This is a genomic window from Hyphomonas jannaschiana VP2, assembly GCF_000685215.1.
Classification (GTDB): Bacteria; Pseudomonadota; Alphaproteobacteria; order Caulobacterales; family Hyphomonadaceae; genus Hyphomonas; species Hyphomonas jannaschiana.
The window spans coordinates 1-16,805 of the sequence record NZ_ARYJ01000022.1; the positions used below are offsets into that span (position 1 = coordinate 1).

17 protein-coding genes are annotated in these 16,805 nt (G+C 61.6%); 8 read left to right on the plus strand and 9 right to left on the minus strand.

Going from position 1 to position 16,805, the window contains the following annotated elements; all coding sequences use genetic code 11:
- The coding region (locus tag HJA_RS18660) for a hypothetical protein (RefSeq protein WP_162177090.1) at positions 1-291 on the plus strand (291 nt) is incomplete at its 5' end.
- Between the two features lie 170 nt (positions 292-461).
- On the opposite strand, the gene HJA_RS17390 is transcribed toward HJA_RS18660, so the two are convergent.
- The 4 genes from HJA_RS17390 to HJA_RS17405 all read right to left on the minus strand — a co-directional run bounded on the left by HJA_RS17390 (position 462) and on the right by HJA_RS17405 (position 4,178).
- Positions 462-1,280 carry a PhzF family phenazine biosynthesis protein gene (locus HJA_RS17390; RefSeq protein WP_035584983.1) on the minus strand — a complete coding sequence of 273 codons (819 nt, stop codon included), beginning with the start codon at positions 1,278-1,280 and terminating at the stop codon, positions 462-464.
- Between the two features lie 85 nt (positions 1,281-1,365).
- Entirely contained in the window at positions 1,366-2,184 is an 819-nt protein-coding gene (gene thiD / locus HJA_RS17395) for a bifunctional hydroxymethylpyrimidine kinase/phosphomethylpyrimidine kinase (protein ID WP_035584964.1), read from the minus strand.
- A 5-nt stretch (positions 2,185-2,189) separates the two neighbouring features.
- The gene (fsa, locus tag HJA_RS17400) at positions 2,190-2,840 is read right to left on the minus strand and encodes a fructose-6-phosphate aldolase (RefSeq protein ID WP_035584965.1); all 651 of its coding nucleotides are present in this window, start codon (positions 2,838-2,840) and stop codon (positions 2,190-2,192) included.
- Between the two features lie 27 nt (positions 2,841-2,867).
- Complete coding sequence (locus HJA_RS17405; RefSeq protein ID WP_035584966.1) at positions 2,868-4,178, minus strand: UDP-glucose dehydrogenase family protein; 1,311 nt, start codon at positions 4,176-4,178, stop codon at positions 2,868-2,870.
- A gap of 169 nt (positions 4,179-4,347) precedes the next feature.
- Here HJA_RS17405 and HJA_RS17410 point away from each other — a divergent pair, with 169 nt between their 5' ends.
- On the plus strand, positions 4,348-4,983 hold the full coding sequence (locus HJA_RS17410; protein ID WP_035584968.1) for a glutathione S-transferase family protein: 636 nt from the start codon (positions 4,348-4,350) through the stop codon (positions 4,981-4,983).
- A 13-nt stretch (positions 4,984-4,996) separates the two neighbouring features.
- On the opposite strand, the gene HJA_RS17415 is transcribed toward HJA_RS17410, so the two are convergent.
- The 4 genes from HJA_RS17415 to HJA_RS17430 all read right to left on the minus strand — a co-directional run bounded on the left by HJA_RS17415 (position 4,997) and on the right by HJA_RS17430 (position 11,015).
- A complete protein-coding gene (locus HJA_RS17415) occupies positions 4,997-6,511 on the minus strand; it encodes a phosphomannomutase/phosphoglucomutase (protein ID WP_035584984.1) in 1,515 nt (504 codons plus the stop codon).
- Positions 6,512-6,606: 95 nt separating this feature from the next.
- Entirely contained in the window at positions 6,607-7,326 is a 720-nt protein-coding gene (locus HJA_RS17420) for a type 1 glutamine amidotransferase (protein ID WP_035584971.1), read from the minus strand.
- Between the two features lie 6 nt (positions 7,327-7,332).
- The gene (locus tag HJA_RS17425; RefSeq protein ID WP_035584973.1) at positions 7,333-9,192 is read right to left on the minus strand and encodes an ABC transporter ATP-binding protein; all 1,860 of its coding nucleotides are present in this window, start codon (positions 9,190-9,192) and stop codon (positions 7,333-7,335) included.
- 71 nt (positions 9,193-9,263) lie between these two features.
- Positions 9,264-11,015, minus strand: coding sequence for a DUF885 domain-containing protein (locus HJA_RS17430; protein WP_035584986.1), 1,752 nt, complete (start codon positions 11,013-11,015; stop codon positions 9,264-9,266).
- A gap of 108 nt (positions 11,016-11,123) precedes the next feature.
- On the opposite strand from HJA_RS17430, the gene sdhC reads away from it, so the two are divergent.
- Genes sdhC through HJA_RS18270 form a run of 6 tightly spaced genes read left to right on the plus strand, consistent with a single transcriptional unit; the run spans position 11,124 to position 15,594 of the window.
- Positions 11,124-11,522, plus strand: a complete 399-nt coding sequence (gene sdhC / locus HJA_RS17435) for a succinate dehydrogenase, cytochrome b556 subunit (RefSeq protein ID WP_035584974.1) — start codon at positions 11,124-11,126, stop codon at positions 11,520-11,522.
- 13 nt (positions 11,523-11,535) lie between these two features.
- A complete protein-coding gene (sdhD, locus tag HJA_RS17440) occupies positions 11,536-11,931 on the plus strand; it encodes a succinate dehydrogenase, hydrophobic membrane anchor protein (RefSeq protein WP_035584975.1) in 396 nt (131 codons plus the stop codon).
- A gap of 24 nt (positions 11,932-11,955) precedes the next feature.
- On the plus strand, positions 11,956-13,743 hold the full coding sequence (gene sdhA, locus HJA_RS17445; RefSeq protein ID WP_035584976.1) for a succinate dehydrogenase flavoprotein subunit: 1,788 nt from the start codon (positions 11,956-11,958) through the stop codon (positions 13,741-13,743).
- Between the two features lie 12 nt (positions 13,744-13,755).
- Complete coding sequence (locus HJA_RS17450; protein ID WP_035584980.1) at positions 13,756-14,130, plus strand: hypothetical protein; 375 nt, start codon at positions 13,756-13,758, stop codon at positions 14,128-14,130.
- The gene (locus HJA_RS17455) at positions 14,130-14,912 is read left to right on the plus strand and encodes a succinate dehydrogenase iron-sulfur subunit (RefSeq protein WP_034761147.1); all 783 of its coding nucleotides are present in this window, start codon (positions 14,130-14,132) and stop codon (positions 14,910-14,912) included. The genes HJA_RS17450 and HJA_RS17455 overlap by 1 nt, the downstream gene beginning before the upstream one ends.
- 55 nt (positions 14,913-14,967) lie before the next feature.
- Complete coding sequence (locus HJA_RS18270; protein WP_051597846.1) at positions 14,968-15,594, plus strand: RDD family protein; 627 nt, start codon at positions 14,968-14,970, stop codon at positions 15,592-15,594.
- Here the strand turns inward: HJA_RS18270 and HJA_RS17465 are convergent.
- On the minus strand, positions 15,591-16,205 hold the full coding sequence (locus tag HJA_RS17465; RefSeq protein WP_051597847.1) for a GNAT family N-acetyltransferase: 615 nt from the start codon (positions 16,203-16,205) through the stop codon (positions 15,591-15,593). The genes HJA_RS18270 and HJA_RS17465 overlap by 4 nt on opposite strands.
- Positions 16,206-16,805: the final 600 nt, after the last annotated feature.

Below are 16,805 nucleotides of genomic sequence, written 5' to 3' on the forward strand. Positions count from 1 at the left end.
GTTGCCCGCTGGCACGCACGCACCGGGCGGGAAGCGCTGATGGCGGTCGATTGCTTTGGCAATATAAGGCTGGTCTGCCTGGCCGATGCCCCGCCGCCCGATGATCTCTATACATATGAAGCGCCGCGCATTGCGGCATGGGAGCACCCTGCCCTCGGCAGCGATGTGCCCGCCTGCGTGCGCGGCAAGTCCCGCGAAGTCCGTCATGATCCGGGTAAGTCCGCTATAGTCATGCCTGGTCATGGCGTAGTCCGGTATGATCATGGGCTGCACGTGCGGGGTCCGCCTTAGCCGGGCCTTTCGTGCGCCACCATCATCCTTCGACTTCGCTCAGGATGAGCACATTTCTAAGGCGCAAAGTTTCCCGGACTCATCCTGAGCGAAGTCGAAGGATGGACGGCAAGAAACCAACTCCCCTACCGGATGGCAACCGCCAGTCCGGCCGCAAGTGCTGGACGAACCTAAAGCGTGAAGCTGCCTTCTATGACCGTCACTGAGGTACCAATCAGTTTCACCCGGTCGCCCTCCAGGCGTGTATCGATGAAGGCGCCGCGGTCCGGATAGGCCTGATGGCATTTGAGCTCGGTCTTCCCGGTGTGCTCGTGCATCACGCGGGAGAGCATCGTGTGCCAGCTGCCGGTGGCGGGGTCCTCATCGATCCCGCTGCCGGGCGCGAAGAAACGGCTGGTCACGTCGACGCCATCGCCGCCGGTCGCGAAACAGCCAAAATTGCCGCGGTCCCAGCCCTCCCCTGGAATGCCGAGGTCTTTCAGGGCTTTCTGGTCCGGTTTGAGGGCTTTGACGTCCTCCGGTGTTTCGAATCGCGCTGCATAAAACATTCCGCCCCAGGCCTGCACCGGGCGGGCGCCAAGCGCGGCGGCGACATCATCCGTCACCGGAATCTCCTGCACCGGGCCGCAGGGGAAATCCATTTCCAGCTGGCCGTCCGCCAGCCGGCGCACCACGAGGCGGCCGGAATGGACTGTCTCGAAATGTATCGCTTCCCCTTTGAAGCCCTGCTCCTCGAACAGGACATGGGCGCTCGCCAGAGTCGCATGACCGCAGAGCGGCACTTCCACCGCCGGGGTGAACCAGCGCAGCGCCCAGGTATTGCCGCCCCTGTGAACAAGGTAAGCCGTTTCTGCGACATTGTTCTCCGCCGCAATGGTCTGGAGGATGGCATCCGGCAGGAAATCTTCCAGCAGCATCACGCACGCCTGATTGCCCTCGAACGGACGCGAGGCGAAAGCATCGATCTGGTAGAATGGAAATTTCGGCATCGGCGCCTCCTGTTTCAAGGCGCCTCCTTTGCCACACTCTCCGCAGGCGGCAAACCGATCATTTCTGATCGATGGTTAAGTCCGGCTAATCTTCCTCGTCCAGAACCCAGCCATGATGGACAGGTCCGTCGCCCCTGCCAAAGCCCTTCGCCGCACGGATCGCGCCCATCAGATAGTCGCGCCCCTGCTCCACCGCGTCCGGTACGCTGGCGCCCTGCCCCAGCAGCGCCGCAATGGCAGAGGCGAGCGTGCAGCCGGTTCCGTGCGTAGACGTCGTATCGATGCGCGGGCTCTCGAAAAGCCACTCCCCGGTCGTCGTCTGCAACACATCAGTGATCCTGCTGCCGGGAATATGGCCGCCCTTCACCAGCGCGCCATGGGCCCCAAGCTCCAACAGCTGCTCAGCAGCGCGGCGTTGGCCATCGACTGTCTCGACCGCCTTTCCGGTCAGCACTTCCGCTTCCGGCGCATTCGGTGTGACAAGGCGCGCATTCGCCACCAGTTCCGAGCGGATCGCCTCGACACCCTTCACATCGACCAGCCGGTGGCCGGATGTCGAGATCATGACCGGGTCGATAACGCGCGGGATCATCTGTGCGTGATCGGACAGGCATTCGGCCACCGCCTCCACGAGCGCGGCGCTGCCCAGCATGCCGGTCTTGATGGCATCGGCGCCGATGTCAGTGAGGGTGACCCGCATCTGCCCGGTCACCGCATCCAGCGGCACTGGCCAGACGCCATGAACACCGGTCGTGTCCTGAATGGTGATCGCCGTCACTGCTGTCATGGCAAAGCCGCCCAGCATGGTGACAGCCTTGATGTCAGCCTGAATACCGGCCCCACCGCCGGAATCCGACCCGGCGATAATGAGGACCCTGCCCTGCGGGCCTTGCGCCTCGGCCATACGGATCAGACCTTGATGCCGGCCTTCTCGGCATCCGCCATGAAGGCCGCCAGGCCTTTGTCCGTCAGCGGATGCGCGGCAAGCGACTTGATCACGTTCGGCGGCATGGTCGCGACATCTGCACCGGCCAGCGCCGACTCCTTCACATGGTTCGCCGTCCGGATGGAGGCGGCCAGGATTTCGGTGTCGAACAGATAGTTGTCATAGATCTGGCGAATGTCGGAGATCAACTCCATGCCATCGAGATTGATGTCGTCGAGGCGGCCGATGAAGGGGGAAATGAAGGTCGCGCCGGCCTTGGCCGCCAGGAGCGCCTGATTGGCGGAGAAGCAGAGCGTGACATTCACCATCGTGCCTTCACCGGTCAGCGTCTTGCAGGCTTTCAGGCCATCCCAGGTGAGCGGCAGTTTGACCGCGACGTTTTCCGCGATCGCGGCCAGCTTGCGGCCTTCGCTGATCATGCCGTCATAATCGGTGGCAACGACTTCGGCGCTGACCGGGCCTTCGACCAGCTCGCAGATTTCCTTGATCACGTCGGTGAACGGTTTGCCCGCTTTGGCCACCAGCGACGGGTTCGTCGTCACGCCGTCGATCAGGCCTGTGGCAGCGAGTTCCGCGATGTCGTCAATATTCGCCGTATCTACAAAGAATTTCATCGGTCCGGTCCTTTTCGAAGGGTCAGATTAAACGGCCGGGCGGCCGATTGAGGTATAAGCGAAGCCCTTGGCGGCCATGTCATCCGGGGAATAGATGTTCCGCAGGTCGACCACGATATTGCTGTTCAGACCGGCTTTGATCCGTTCCAGATCAAGCGCACGGAACTGGTCCCACTCGGTGACGATGACGAGCGCATCTGCGCCTTCTGCGGCTTCATAAGCGTTCTTGGCGAACTCAATGTCCTTGAGCAGGTGGCTGGCTTCCGTCATGGCCTCCGGGTCGAACGCCTTGATCTTTGCGCCGGCTGCCTGCAGCGCCGGAAGGATGTCGAGGCTCGGCGCGTCGCGCATATCATCCGTATTCTGTTTGAAGGCGAGCCCCAGCACGCCGATCGTCTTGCCGCTGACGTCGCCGCCCATGGCCTCAATCACCTTGCCGGCCATCGCCTTCTTGCGGGCCGCATTGACCTCAACCACCGTGTCAACGATGCGCACCGGGCTGCCATAGTCGTTTGCGGTCTTGGTCAGGGCCAGCGTGTCTTTCGGGAAACAGGAACCGCCATAGCCGGGGCCGGCATTCAGGAATTTGGACCCGATGCGGCCATCGAGACCAATGCCGCGGGAAACTTCCTGCACGTTGGCGCCGACCTTTTCACAAAGGTCCGCCATTTCGTTGATGAAGGTGATCTTCACAGCGAGGAAGGCGTTGGCAGCGTATTTGATCAGTTCGGATGTCCGGCGGGCCGTAAACAGGATCGGCGTCTCGTTCAGGAAGAGCGGCCGGTAGAGTTCCTTCATGACCTGTCGCGCGCGTTCGTCTTCGGTGCCGACCACCACGCGGTCCGGAATCTTGAAGTCCTTGATGGCGGCGCCTTCACGCAGGAATTCCGGATTGGACACGACAGCAAAATCCCCATCAGGCCGCGCCTTCCGGATGATTTCCTCCACCTCATCCCCGGTTCCGACCGGCACAGTGGATTTGGTGACCACGACGGTAAAGCCGTCCATCAGCTGGGCGATCTCTTCAGCGGCACCATAGACATAGGAGAGGTCTGCGTGCCCGTCGCCCCGGCGCGACGGTGTACCGACAGCGATGAAGACGGCATCGGCATCACGAATGGCTTCGGCCGGATCGGTCGTGAAGAACAGACGCTCTTCCTCGACATTCTTGGCCACCAGACTGTCGAGGCCAGGCTCGTAAATCGGCATCACACCGGCCTTCAGTTTTTCGATCTTGGAGGCGTCCTTGTCGACACAGGTGACGACATGGCCGAAATCCGCAAAACAGGCGCCGGAAACCAGCCCCACATAGCCTGTGCCAATCATCGCAACGCGCATGGGGGTACCCTCGATTCTGCCAGTATAAACTGGGCGGAGGGGTGCGATTTTTGTGCCCCTAGGTCAAGAGGGCATGGCTGCGGGTCCGGCAGTTTCATCCGCGAGGATTCGGGATTGACTCCGACGGTCTCGAACGACTAGATCAAAACGTGAACAGGCGGAGGGGCGCATGACCAAGTTGAAACTCTATACAAACCCGATGTCACGCGGCCGGATCGCTCGCTGGATGCTGGAAGAAGTCGGGGCGCCCTATGAGGTGGAATACCTCACCTATGACGGCACAATGAAGGCGCCGGAATACCTCTCCATCAACCCGATGGGCAAAGTACCCGCCATCGTGCATGGAGACCAGGTGGTCACCGAATGCGCCGCGATCTGCGCCTATCTGGCCGATGCCTTCCCGGAGGCCGGGCTTGCGCCACCGCTGGACCAGCGGGGCGCCTATTATCGCTGGTTGTTCTTCGCGGCCGGGCCGGTGGAATCAGCCGTGACCAACCGGGCGCTCGGTTTCGCTGTAAATGAAGATCAGAAGCGGATGGCCGGTTATGGCGATTTCGACGACATGTATGGCGTGCTGATCAAGGCCGTCTCCGAAACCCCTTATCTGTGCGGCGACAAATTCACCGCGGCCGATGTCTATCTCGGCGCGCAGGTTGGCTGGGGGCTGCAATTCGGCTCCATGCCGGCACACGACGCTCTCGCCGCCTATTGGAGCCGGCTCGAATCCCGGCCCGCCTGGAAGCGCGCCGGAGACCTCGACGATACTGCCGGCGCCGAAATGGGCATGCCTCCGGCTGGTAGTTGATCAGAGACGCTGATCAGATTTCCTGATTGTAGGCGCCGACTTCCGGGTGCTTGCCGAGACGCGGTTTCACTTCCTTGTGGAAGAGATCCTTCATGTCGGCTTCGCTGGCCATGGATTCGACCACGACGACCAGTTCCGGCTTGTTGGATGAGGCCCGCACCAACACCCAGGAACCGTCTTCCAGCGTCACACGCGCGCCGTTGACCGTGTTCACATCAACGACCTTGCGGCCGAGGATCTCGGTGCCGTTCAGGCCTTTGTATTCCTCGACCATCTTGTCGACGATGCCGTACTTGGTTTCGTCATCGCAGTGCGGCGACATGGTGAGCGAAGTCCAGGCCGTGCCCAGTTCGCCCTTCAGGTCCGCCATGGTCTTGTCCGGATTGCGGTCCAGCATCTGAAGCACGGCCTTGGCGGCAACGAGGCCGCAGTCATAGCCAAGCCCGATCGGCGGACGGAAGAAGAAGTGGCCGGACTTTTCAAAGCCTGCCAGCGCGCCGAGCTCTGTCGTGCGGCGCTTGATATAGGAGTGGCCGGTTTTGAAATAGTCGACCGTGGCGCCGTTTTCCTTCAGCACAGGATCGGTCTTGTAGAGGCCGGTCGATTTCACATCGACGACGAATTTCGCATCCGGATACTGTTTCGACAGGTCGCGGGCCAGCATCAGGCCGATCTTGTCAGCGAAGATTTCCTCACCCGTATTGTCGACCACGCCGCAGCGGTCGCCGTCGCCATCGAAGCCGAGCGCCACGTCAGCACCGTGCTCTTTTACGGCAGCGGCCATGGCGTGCAGCATTTCGGAATCTTCCGGGTTGGGATTGTATTTCGGGAAGGTCATGTCGAGATTGCAATCCATCTCGATCACTTCGGCGCCCATGGCGCGCAGGGCATCCGGCGCGAAGGCACCTGCCGTGCCATTGCCGCAGGCTGCGATGACGCGCAGCGGACGGGAGAGCTTCACGCTGTCGGCGACGGAAGCGATATATTTCTCGCGGATGCCTTCGATTCGGTAGTGCTTGCCGCCCTCGCGTTCCTCAAAGGCGCCGCCCATGACGATTTCTTTCAGGCGGCCCATTTCTTCCGGCCCGAAAGTCAGGGGTTTGTTGGCGCCCATTTTCACGCCAGTCCAGCCATTTTCATTGTGGCTGGCCGTGACCATGGCGCAGCATGGCGCGTCCAGTTCGAACTGGCTCCAGTACACCATCGGGGAGAGCGCAAGGCCGACATCCATCACCTCACACCCGCCCTGCGTCAGGCCAAGGATCAGCGCATTCTTGATCGGCTGGCTGATGGAGCGGAAATCGTGGCCGGTGACGACTTTCGGCTCGACGCCCAGCTGATGGAACAGCGTCGCCATGCCAAGGCCAAGCGCCTGCACACCGGTGAGGTTCAGCTCCGGGGCTTTTTCCTTGCCGATACCGTTGAACCACCAGCGCGCATCATATTCGCGAAAGCCTGTCGGTTTCACCAGTGGCAGCACTTCGAACTCGAATGTGTTCGGAGCGATGTCTGCGAGCGGTTTCGGCATCATGTCGTAAATCTCCACGGGGTTTCGTGTGCGTGTTGAACACTGTTGCACCAGTTTCCGCAACCGGGTGCAGGTTTCACACCAGTTTCAGATCGTTAACGCGCACGCTGATGTGCTGTCAGGAAACCGGCTATCCACCGGGCCAGACGCGTGTGATCACCTTCAATTTCGAGAGATTCGAGCGCCTGATCCGTTAAGGTTTCGCCGATCCGGGGCCGGCGCAGGGAATAGAGCGCCGCAGAATACGCGTCCGCGAACTCCGGATGGCACTGGAAGCTGAGGGCTGGCGCGTCCGGATAATAGAGCCCGGCATAGGGCGTGAAGTCAGACGCCGCGATAATTTCGGCGCCCGGCGGCACGCTTACCACCTGATCCTGGTGGCTGACGGCTGCCGAAATCGCCGGCGGGCAGGTTTCGGTCACAAAAGCAGGGCATGTCACCACGTCATAGGTATGGCGGCCAACACCCCAGCCCTTGTCGGATTTCACCACTTTGCCGCCCAGCGCCTCGGCCAGAATCTGGTGGCCGAAACAGATGCCAATCTGCGGCACACCGGCCCCGGCGCCTGCCCGGATGAAATCGATCATCGGGCCAATCCAGGCCTCGTCATCATAGACCCCGGCGGGAGAGCCGGTGATCAGCACCGCCTCAACATCATCCGGGTTCGGCAAGGCCTCACCCTTGATGACCGACACCGTATCGAACTCATACGTGCCGACCCCCGACATCATATGGCGGAACATGGCCGGATAATCTTCGAAGTCTCCGCGGATCGGCTCCGGCACGAGCCCCGTCTCGATAATGGTCAGCTTCATTTCGCCCTACTCTGCTGCGACATCACTGTCGGTCTCATCCGGCTCAACAAGGAAGCCGCCGGACTGGCGTGCCCAGAGCTCGGAATAGAGCCCGCCCGCAGCCACAAGCTCGGCATGGCTCCCCTGCTCCACGATCTTTCCCTTGTCGAGCACGATCAGCCGGTCCATCGCGGCGATGGTTGACAGGCGGTGCGCGATGGCGATCACGGTCTTGCCTTCCATCAGCTCGAACAGCTTCTCCTGGATCACGGCCTCGACCTCGGAATCGAGCGCGGAGGTCGCCTCGTCGAGGATCAGCACCGGCGCGTCCTTCAGGAAAATGCGGGCAATGGCGATCCGCTGGCGCTGTCCGCCGGACAGTTTTACACCGCGCTCGCCGACATGCGCATCGAGGCCGCGGCGGCCCTTTGAATCTTCCAGCTCATTGATGAAGTCCATGGCGGCAGCTTTTTCGCAGGCCGTCAAAATCTCGGCATCGCTCGCGCCGGGACGGCCATAGGCAATGTTTTCGCGGATAGACCGGTGCAGGAGCGAGGTGTCCTGCGTGACCACCCCGATCTGTGCCCGGAGCGAATCCTGCGTCACGTGAGAGACATCGTGTCCGTCCAGCAGGACCGCGCCGCTTTCCGTTTCATAGAAGCGCAGCAGCAAGTTCGTCAGAGTGGTCTTGCCTGCGCCGGACCGCCCGACAAGGCCGATCTTTTCCCCCGGCCGGATAGACAGGGAAAAGTCCTCGATCACGCCGGAGCCTTTGCCATAGTGAAAGCCGACATTCCGGAACTCGATGGCACCTTCGCCGCGGGGCAGGTCTTCCGCATCCGGCGCATCGGATACGGCCACCGGCCGGTTCAGCATCGACTTCCCGTCATAGACGACACCGATATTCTCGAACAGGCCCGCCACTTCCCACATGATCCATTGGGACATGGACTTGATACGAAGGGTCAGGCCGATTGCCGCCGCCACAGCCCCGGCCCCAATCAGGTTGCCCATCCAGAGATAGATGCCCACCGCGCCGACCAGGAAGACGAGAAGCGAATTGTTGAGGTACACAATGAAGTTGAAGCCGGTGACATAGCGCATCTGCCGGTACACGGTCTGCAGGAACCCCTGCATACTATCCTTTGCATAGGCTTCTTCATGTCCGGCATGGGCAAAGAGCTTCACCGTCTGGATATTGGTGTAGCTGTCGACGATCCGCCCGGTCATGACGGAGCGTGCATCGGCCTGTTCTTCCGCCACCTTGCCGAGACGCGGCACGAACCAGGCCATGACGAGGCAATAGAGCCCGCCCCAGAGCAGAAAAGGCAGCATCAACCGCCAGTCAGAGGAAGCCACCAGTACCAGCGCCGAAACGAAATAGACGATCACGAAGACGAAGACATCGAGGATCTTCATCACCGCTTCGCGTACGGCGAGCGCTGTCTGCATGACTTTGGTGGCGACACGGCCGGCAAACTCATTGCCAAAGAAATTCATCGACTGGCCGAGCATCTGCCGGTGCATGCGCCAGCGGGCGCTCATCGGCACATTGCCCATCAGGCCCTGATAAACGATCAGCGCATGGATCAATGTGGCGAGCGGCAGCGCCACCAGGACAACGCCCGCCATCACGGCCAGGCGCAAGCCCTCGCGCTGCAGAAAACCGTCACGGTCGGCTGAGGACAGCCAGTCGACGATCCCGCCGAGGAAACCAAACAGCGTTACCTCACCCACCGCGATGATTGCGGTCAGGATCGCGGTGCCCGCCAGCCATGGCACGGCATCGCGCACATAATACCACACGAAGGGCCAGAAGCCCTGCGGCGGCACATCCAGAGACGAATCCGGAAAGGGAGAGAGGCGGCGTTCAAAGAAGCGGAACATGGCCAGCCCATTTGGCGTGCCACTCAGCCGGGCACAAGCCCGGCCGGAACAATTTTAAAGACCTGTCGCAATCAGGGCGCAGGGGCATCTTCCGGCGCAGGCTGCAGTGCCATCTGCGCATCGATCCAGTCATGGATCTGACGGTCCAGAACGTCCATCGGCACGGCGCCTTCAGCCAGCACGGCATCATGGAAGGCGCGGATGTCAAACGCATCGCCCAGAACCTCTTCCGCCTGATGGCGCAAATCCAGGATTTTCAGTTCACCGATCTTGTAGGCCGTCGCCTGCCCCGGCCAGCCCATATACCGCGTCACCTCATTCTGGATGTTCAGCGGCGCGAGCGCAGAGTTCTCATTGAAACAGGTCTCGGCCTCTTCCCGCGTCCAGCCATACCAGTGCAGGCCCGTATCGGCGACGAGCCGGCAGGCACGCCACATCTCCATGGAAAGCCCGCCGAAGCGCTCATAAGGCGTTTCATTCAGGCCAGCCTCCATGGCGAGGTGCTCGGCATAGAGCCCCCACCCTTCCCCGAATGCGGTGGCGTAATATTGCTGACGGAAGCGCGGCTGCCCTTCCATCTCCATGGCCAGCATGATCTGCAGATGGTGGCCCGGTACGGCCTCGTGCGCGGAGAGCGCCGGCAGTTCATAGAGCGGGCGCTGGTCGAGCGCGTATGTGTTGACGAGATAGATGCCCGGGCGGTCCTCTTCCGGATCGCCCTCGACATAGCGGCCCGACGTGTAGCCCGGCGCGATCGTGGCGGGCACAGGCTCCACATTGTACCAATGCTCCGGCAGCTTGCCGAAATAGTCTGGCAGGATGGCGTCCAGTTTCGCGGCAACCTCTTTTGCCCGGCCCATCAGTTCCTCAGGCGTTTTCGCGTAAAAGCCCGGGTCGGTGCGCAGGAAGGTGAGGAAGTCCTGAAAGTCTCCCTCGAACTGGATCTCCTCCAGAATGTCTTCCATTTCAGCGCGGATACGGGCGACTTCTGCCTCGCCCAGTGCGTGGATCTCTTCCGGGGTATAGCCTGCGCCGGCCGTGTGCTGCTCAATCGCGGCCGCATAAACCTCCTTGCCGCCCGGCAGGTTGGCGATACCGGCCCCTTCCCGCGTATTGGGCGCATAATCTTCTTCGATGAAAGCCAGTGTCTTCCGGTAGGCCGAGATGGCATTGGCGACAGCCGTCAGCCCATCCGTCTTCAGGCGGGAGGCGACGGCAGGGTCCATGTCGGAAGGAAGGTTCAGAAACGGAACGTACAGGCCGCTTGCGCTCGGATCGTCACTGATTTGTTCGCGGATCTGATCGGTGGACACTTTCAGCGGATCGGCATGCGCCACCCAGCCTGTCGCAAGGCCCCGGCGCATGTTCGCAACGTTTTCAGCGAAGTAGCGCGGCACATCATTCAGGCGGGCGATCCAGGCATCGCCTTCGGCCTCGGTCGTGATCTTTGTCTGCATCGCTGCGAAGATCGGTTCGGCCTGGAAGCCCCAGTCGCCGGTGAACGGAATTCGCGCTGCATCATAGCTGGCATCATCGATGTCGACCGCCAGCAAGCGCTGCAGAATCGCCTGGTCTGTAGTCCGGTCCGTATCCAGCGCAGCGATCTCATCTCGCAGGGCTTCAGCCCGCGCCGCACGCTCTGCCACCGCTTCAGGCGTCACATTTCCCCAAGCCGAGGGGGCTTCCCCAGCGGCACGTGCGGCTTCGGCCGGGTTCGTGTCACGGACATACGCCTCATATTCGGCGATCAGGTCATCCATCGGGTCGGCAAGCGCGGCAGGAGCGAGCAGAAAAAGGGCCACAAGCCACAGAAATCGTTTCATATTGTCACTCCAATACGCGCCGTGCGTTGACAGGATCATAGAGACTCCTAGAACCGCAAGCCAAGCACTTGAGTGAAACTCTTACATCCATCGGAAGGTGTCCTTCGCATGTCAGGATCGTCCGGGGCTGATGCCCGCCCGCTGTCGCCACACCTCCAGGTCTGGCGCCCCCATGTCACCATGGCCGCTTCGATCACCCACCGCATCACCGGCGTTGCCCTCTATTTCGGCACCTTCCTGATCGCGGGCTGGATCATTGCCCTCGCCACCGGCGCAGACTGCTACGGCGCCATTGAAGGGATCCTCTTCTCCTGGGTAGGCAGCGTGATTCTCTATCTCTGGGCCGTCGCGGTCCTGTTCCACCTCGTCAACGGCATCCGCCACCTGCTCTGGGACGGCCCGAATATCGGCTTCGACCCCGGCAAGGCCAGCGCCGTATCCGTCTTCAACTACGCATTTGCCATTCTGGGCGCGGCCGCCATCTGGTTCGCCGCCGCCGGACTGTAGGAGGCAGAGACCCATGTCGAACAGCCAGTTCCTGACCCCGGCCAAAGCCGCCCGCGGCCTTGGCTCCGCCAAATCCGGCACGCATCACCATATCGGCCAGCGCGTCTCGGCCATTGCCCTGATCTTCCTGGTGCCGTGGTTCCTGTTCTCGGTCATCAACGCCGTTCAGGGCGGAGAAGACGCTGCGATCGAATGGATTGCCCAGCCGCTGCCTGCAATCCTTCTGATCCTGACGGCCGGCGCGACCGTATACCATATGCGCCTCGGCATGCAGGTGGTCATCGAAGACTATATTGCGAAGACGGGGATGCGCTCGGCGTTGCTGATCCTGAACAGCTTCGCCTGTATCGCGCTGTTTGCGGCCATCGCCCTTTCGGTCCTGAAACTGTGGATTGGCGCGGGCGCGTAAGCGGCCCCGCGGGAGAGTTAGAACATGAGCACTTATAACTGGATCGATCACACTTATGACGTCGTGGTTGTCGGCGCGGGCGGTTCCGGCCTGCGCGCAGCCCTCGGCGCGGCCCAGGCGGGCCTGCGCACGGCGTGTATCACCAAGGTTTTCCCGACCCGCTCGCACACGGTTGCGGCCCAGGGCGGCATCGCCGCTTCGCTTGGCAACATGGGCGAGGACAACTGGCGCTGGCACATGTACGACACCGTCAAGGGGTCGGACTGGCTGGGCGACCAGGATGCCATCGAATACCTGACCCGCAACGCGCCGCAGGCCGTCTACGAGCTTGAACACTGGGGCATGCCCTTCTCGCGGACCGAGGAAGGCAAGATCTACCAGCGCGCCTTCGGCGGCATGACCCGCGACTTCGGTCAGGGCCCGGTGCAGCGCACCTGCGCCGCTGCCGACCGGACCGGCCACGCCATGCTGCACACGCTGTACGGCCAGTGCGTGCGGGAAGAGACCGAATTCTTCATCGAATACTTCGCCATGGACCTGATCATGGACGAGGAAGGCGCCTGCCGCGGTGTCACCGCCTGGAAGCTGGACGACGGCACGCTGCACCGCTTCCGCGCCCAGAAAGTCATCCTCGCCACCGGCGGCTATGGCCGCGCCTTCTTCTCCTGTACCTCCGCCCACACCTGTACGGGCGACGGCAATGCCATGGTGCTGCGCGCCGGCCTGCCGCTGCAGGACATGGAGTTCGTCCAGTTCCACCCGACCGGTATCTACGGCTCAGGCTGCCTGATCACCGAGGGGTCCCGCGGTGAAGGCGGCTACCTGACCAACTCCGAAGGCGAGCGCTTCATGGAGCGCTACGCGCCCAGCGCGAAAGACCTCGCCTCCCGCGATGTCGTCTCCCGCGCCATGACGGTGGAAATCCGCGAAGGCCGCGGCGTCGGCCCGGAAAAGGATCACATCCACCTGCACCTCGAACACCTCGGCGCCGAAGTGCTGGCCGAGCGCCTGCCGGGCATTTCCGAGACCGCCAAGATCTTCGCCGGTGTCGACGTCACCAAGGAGCCGATCCCGGTTCTGCCGACGGTCCACTACAATATGGGCGGTATCCCGACGAACTATCACGGCGAAGTGCTGACCAAGAAAAACGGCGATCCGGACTCGGTCGTGCCGGGCCTGATGGCCGTCGGTGAAGCAGCCTGCGTGTCGGTGCATGGCGCCAACCGCCTCGGCTCCAACTCGCTGATCGACCTCGTCGTGTTTGGCCGCGCCGCGGGCATGCGCTGCGGCGAAACCACAATTGCCGGCGCCACACAGCCGGAACTGCCGAAAGGCGCAACCGACAGTCACCTCGCCCGCCTCGACAAGTTCCGCAACGCATCGGGTGACCAGCCGGTCGCGAAGCTCCGCCTCGAAATGCAGCGCGCCATGCAGAGCAACTGCGCCGTGTTCCGTACCGGCGACGTGCTCAAGGAAGGCGTCGACGCGATCGAGGAAGTCTACAAGAAACTGCCGGGCATCGATGTCCAGGACCGCACCATGGTGTGGAACACAGACCTCGTTGAAGCGCTCGAGTTCGACAACCTCCTCGCCCAGGCCGCCGTCACCGTGAACGGCGCGGCCACCCGCGAAGAGAGCCGCGGCGCCCACGCCCGCGAGGACTTTGCAGATCGCGACGACGTGAACTGGATGAAGCACACGCTGGCGTGGAACGACGGCACCGGCAAGGTGACGCTCGATTACCGCCCTGTGCACGACTACACGATGTCGAACGAAATCAGCTACATCGAGCCGAAGGCCCGGGTTTACTAGGAGGAGACGGAAATGAAGCCGGCTATTTTTCTCCTCGTCCCGATTATGTGCGCGTTGCCCGTTGTGGCTGAGGAGCGATGCCAGTACCTCGAAGATCAGGTCGACCAAGCAAATAAAGCAATGGCATCGATCTTTGCGGATGGAATAACTGACAACAGCGCCCCTCGCGAAACGAACAGACAAATCAAAGAGCTCAATCAAAAGATCAAGCAACAAACCGCGATCCAATTGGCGATTGCAGAAGGTTGCGACACAAGCTCGTTCCTGCCGAATGATATGGGCTCTTACATCACCCCTGCGTTGGAATGCGCAACGGAACAGCTGAAAGGCAACTACAAGGCTGCAAGCTGCGAGATGTCTAACTGGACAAGATCGGAAGAAGAATAATGGTACAGCTTACGCTTCCCAAGAATTCCACGGTCCGCAAAGGCAAGACCTGGCCGAAGCCGCAGGGCGCGACCAATCTCCGCCAGTTCCGGATCTATCGCTATAACCCGGAAGAAGGCGGGAATCCGCGCTGGGACACCTATTGGGTGGACATGGACAAGGCCGGGACGATGATCCTGGACGTCCTGCTCTACATCAAGAACAATATCGACCCGACGCTGGCCTTCCGCCGCTCCTGCCGGGAAGGCGTCTGCGGGTCCTGCGCGATGAACATCGCCGGGCGCAACACGATTGCCTGCACCAAGGGCTTCGACGACCTGCCGAAGGGCGTGATCACGATCAGCCCCCTGCCCTCGCAGCCGGTGGTGCGCGACCTGATCCCGGACCTGACAAACTTCTACGCCCAGCACGCCTATGTGCAGCCTTACCTGAAGACGGACACACCGGCGCCGGAGAAGGAATGGAAACAGTCCGAGGCTGACCGTGAAGAGCTGAACGGCCTTTACGAGTGTATCCTCTGCGCGTCCTGCTCGACCTCCTGCCCGTCCTACTGGTGGAACGGCGACAAGTATCTGGGCCCCGCGGCCCTGCTTCAGGCCTATCGCTGGCTGATCGACAGCCGTGACGAAGCCACCGGCGAGCGGCTCGACGATCTGGAAGACCCGTTCAAACTGTATCGTTGCCACACGATCATGAACTGCGCGCAGGTCTGCCCCAAAGGCCTGAACCCGGCCAAGGCCATCGCCAAGATCAAGCACATGATGGTGGAACGGGTTTCCTAAACCCTCAGGAATGCCTAGTCTCCCGCATGGGTTGATGCGGGAGTGATGGGCTTCAATGGACAAAACACCAGAAATAGACGTCTTCGGAGATCTTCCGGAGTCGTCTTCGGCTGAGCGGGATAAAGCGGCAAAGGATGATCCGCGGGAATGGGCACGCTTCCTGGCGAAAACGATCGATTTCAGCCTTGCCCAGATCCTGACCTTCGTGACGGTTTTTCTTCTCAGCTTCGGCTATGGGATTGTCTTTGTCGGCCTGATGGGCTGGCCATTCGATGAGTCCCTGCTGACCGGCCCCATATTCATGGGCGTTTATCTCCTGCTGCATGCCGTCCTGTTCGTCTTTGCAGAAGCTTTCTGCATTTCCGTTTTTGGCGGAACGCCCGGCAAGACGTTGATGGGAATCCGGGTTGCCAGCGTCACAGGCCGCCGTCTTGGTTTCGGGAGCAGTCTCAAACGCTCCTTCTCGTCAGTCATGGCAGGACTGGGCTTCGGCATTCCCATCCTCAACCTGATCACGATGATCTACCAGTACAACAAACTGACCAGTGACGGTGCCGTCTTCTGGGACAAAGTGGACAGCCTGCAATACCTGACGCATCCGGTTGCGGCATGGCGCTGGGTCATTGCCATCGGCGCTTTCGTGCTGATCCGGATCATCGAATTGTCCGGCCAGTTCCTTTAGGACGCGTCCACCGATCCTTCGTCTTCTGCGCCGTTGATCCGGAACACTTCGCGCAGGCCTCGCGGGGATTCCATGGCGCGCAGGACGCTGATCAGTTCGCCGACATGGAACTGCCACATCGTGGTGGGCGGCATCGGCCGGATCACATGCCCGCCCAGCGCCTTGAACAGGCTGTTGGCCTTGCGGTTTTCCGGCAGGGTCTCCGCTTCCAGCGTGATGATCCCCTCGGCATGGCAGCAGAGCGCGACGCAGGCGATCAGCATGCGCGACAGGCCCTGCGCGTGATAGGCGTCCAGCACGCCCATGGCGAGCTCGGCCTCTTCCAGTTCATTTGTGGTGCGGATCGCGTGGGCGGCGGCAATGAAGGGCTGGCCCGGCTCATTCTTCAGCGCGGCGGCCCAGGCAATGTGGCGGTGTCCGTCCGCATCGGCGAGCGCGTGGATGATCGGCTTCGGGATGACCTTCACGCCTGAGAAGAAGCGCAGATAGCGGGACTCTTCCGACATGTTCGCCACGATATGCTCGAAGCGCGGTTCATCCTCCGGCCCGGCCGGGCGCAGAATGACTTCCACCCCGTTGGAGAGGACGATGTCTACCGGTTTGATGGGCATTGCCTTACCCTGCCTGCCTGGCTGTTCCGACCGAATGTTGCCCCTTAGAAACCAGAATGCTGCAGTGCAGCAATCCTTGGGGCACAGCAAGACTGTATTTCGATTGGGCCAGACTCCCCCCGCGACAATTCGAACCCGGGACAGCGGGCACGCGCAAACACCGGACTTCTATTATCCGCCAGTCATCCTTCGACTTCGCTCAGGCTGCCGAGGATTAGAAATCGCACTGCGATTTCCCGAGGCAGGCCCGGAGCGCCAGCGCCGGGCTTTTGCTCTCCACTGCTTCATCCTTCGACTTCGCTCAGGATGAGTCCGCACTTTATGAGCGCTCATGCTGAGCGAAGTCGAAGCACGGGCGCGGGCGGCGCAGCACGTCCGCCCGGAAACGCGCTCGCGCTCCGGCAAGGTTCCTGATTCTGAGGAAAGTTCAGCTCGTGTCGAAACTGGGCCAGTCTTTCAGGGCTTCGATCAGCTGCACGGTCAGCCCGCCCGAGACGATCCCCAGGGCGGCGGGCATGGTGTGGGTTTTCGGGATCGGCGCGATGAAGGGCCGGGCTTCGCCGGTCGCCTGCCAGCGCTGGATCGTGCGGGCGAGGCATT

What these genes read in the sequence shown, in the direction of transcription:
- HJA_RS17450 (WP_035584980.1), top strand. Translation starts at nt 13,756, where the DNA reads ATGAAGCCGGCTATTTTTCTCCTCGTCCCGATTATGTGCGCGTTGCCC.
- HJA_RS17430 (WP_035584986.1), bottom strand. Translation starts at nt 11,015, where the DNA reads ATGAAACGATTTCTGTGGCTTGTGGCCCTTTTTCTGCTCGCTCCTGCC.
- HJA_RS17455 (WP_034761147.1), top strand. Translation starts at nt 14,130, where the DNA reads ATGGTACAGCTTACGCTTCCCAAGAATTCCACGGTCCGCAAAGGCAAG.
- thiD (WP_035584964.1), bottom strand. Translation starts at nt 2,184, where the DNA reads ATGGCCGAGGCGCAAGGCCCGCAGGGCAGGGTCCTCATTATCGCCGGG.
- sdhA (WP_035584976.1), top strand. Translation starts at nt 11,956, where the DNA reads ATGAGCACTTATAACTGGATCGATCACACTTATGACGTCGTGGTTGTC.
- HJA_RS17390 (WP_035584983.1), bottom strand. Translation starts at nt 1,280, where the DNA reads ATGCCGAAATTTCCATTCTACCAGATCGATGCTTTCGCCTCGCGTCCG.
- fsa (WP_035584965.1), bottom strand. Translation starts at nt 2,840, where the DNA reads ATGAAATTCTTTGTAGATACGGCGAATATTGACGACATCGCGGAACTC.
- HJA_RS17415 (WP_035584984.1), bottom strand. Translation starts at nt 6,511, where the DNA reads ATGCCGAAACCGCTCGCAGACATCGCTCCGAACACATTCGAGTTCGAA.
- HJA_RS18270 (WP_051597846.1), top strand. Translation starts at nt 14,968, where the DNA reads ATGGACAAAACACCAGAAATAGACGTCTTCGGAGATCTTCCGGAGTCG.
- HJA_RS17420 (WP_035584971.1), bottom strand. Translation starts at nt 7,326, where the DNA reads ATGAAGCTGACCATTATCGAGACGGGGCTCGTGCCGGAGCCGATCCGC.
- HJA_RS17465 (WP_051597847.1), bottom strand. Translation starts at nt 16,205, where the DNA reads ATGCCCATCAAACCGGTAGACATCGTCCTCTCCAACGGGGTGGAAGTC.
- HJA_RS17405 (WP_035584966.1), bottom strand. Translation starts at nt 4,178, where the DNA reads ATGCGCGTTGCGATGATTGGCACAGGCTATGTGGGGCTGGTTTCCGGC.
- sdhC (WP_035584974.1), top strand. Translation starts at nt 11,124, where the DNA reads ATGTCAGGATCGTCCGGGGCTGATGCCCGCCCGCTGTCGCCACACCTC.
- HJA_RS17425 (WP_035584973.1), bottom strand. Translation starts at nt 9,192, where the DNA reads ATGTTCCGCTTCTTTGAACGCCGCCTCTCTCCCTTTCCGGATTCGTCT.
- sdhD (WP_035584975.1), top strand. Translation starts at nt 11,536, where the DNA reads ATGTCGAACAGCCAGTTCCTGACCCCGGCCAAAGCCGCCCGCGGCCTT.
- HJA_RS17410 (WP_035584968.1), top strand. Translation starts at nt 4,348, where the DNA reads ATGACCAAGTTGAAACTCTATACAAACCCGATGTCACGCGGCCGGATC.